General features: G+C 70.6%; 1 protein-coding gene and 1 pseudogene. Both read left to right on the top strand.

The annotated features are described in order from the left end of the window. On the top strand, positions 1–458 hold a 458-nt coding region (locus tag WDW90_RS37945), incomplete at its 5' end, for a hypothetical protein (RefSeq protein ID WP_336492852.1). Positions 459–465: 7 nt separating this feature from the next. After that, a pseudogene (locus WDW90_RS37950) lies at positions 466–572 on the top strand (cobalamin-binding protein); the annotation flags it as partial.

The following is a 572-nucleotide window of genomic DNA, read 5'->3' on the forward strand; positions in this document are numbered from 1 at the left end:
CCGCCTTCGCATGCGCCACGCCGTTCGCGGCGCTCGCGACCTGGGCGGCGCTGTCACTGCCCCGACGCGAGGGCGTCGCGCTCATCGCGCTGGCGTGGCTCGTGAACCAGGCTGTCGGGTTCGGTCTCCACGCCTACCCGCACGATCTCGCCACCGCTGCCTGGGGACTGGCCATCGGCCTCGGTGCCTTCGCTGCATGGCCAGCGGCCATCGGCATGGCCCAGCGTGTCCGTGGCGGCGCGGTCCCATCCGCCCTCGTGGCCCTGATGGCGGCCTTTGCAGCCTATGAAGCCGTTCTCTACGCCGCCACCTTCGTCCTGCCGGGCGGAGCGGGCGCCTATGCTCCGGCGGTGCTGCTGCGCCTCTTCCTGATCAATGCTGGCGCCCTGGCCGGGCTCGCTCTCCTGCAGACCGCGACCGCGCGCCTCGTCGCGCGAGGACGCGCGCAGGTCGCCTGAGACCGGCATGCGCCGATTTCCACCCGAGCGGATCGTGTGCTTGACCGAGGAGACGGTCGAGACTCTCTACCTTCTCGGTGAGCAAGATCGCATCGTCGGTGTCTCGGGTTACGC

It is taken from the genome of Methylobacterium nigriterrae (assembly GCF_037106235.1).
Lineage (GTDB): Bacteria > Pseudomonadota > Alphaproteobacteria > Rhizobiales > Beijerinckiaceae > Methylobacterium > Methylobacterium nigriterrae.